Here is a 305-nt window from a genome sequence, read left to right as displayed (position 1 = left end):
GCGGAGCCGTCGCTGCCGCACACGATCGAGATCCTCAAGGGTCTGCGTGACCGGTACGAGGCCCACCACCGTGTCTCGATCACGGACGAGGCGCTGGTCCAGGCCGCCACCCTGGCCGACCGGTACATCTCGGACCGCTTCCTTCCCGACAAGGCGATCGACCTGATCGACGAGGCCGGTTCCCGGATGCGTATCCGCCGGATGACCGCGCCGCCGGACCTGCGCGAGTTCGACGAGAAGATCGCCGGGGTGCGCCGGGACAAGGAGTCCGCGATCGACTCGCAGGACTTCGAGAAGGCCGCTTC

1 protein-coding gene is annotated in these 305 nt (G+C 68.2%); it reads left to right on the top strand.

What is annotated here, in order from left to right:
• A partial coding sequence (locus ADK57_RS18255; protein WP_199830612.1) for a UvrB/UvrC motif-containing protein occupies positions 1 to 305 on the top strand: 305 nt, incomplete at both ends.

Source organism: Streptomyces sp. MMG1533 (assembly GCF_001279775.1).
Taxonomy (GTDB): Bacteria; Actinomycetota; Actinomycetes; order Streptomycetales; family Streptomycetaceae; genus Streptomyces.
Note: the sequence above shows the minus strand (reverse complement) of the source record. Positions and strands in the feature narration are given on the sequence as shown.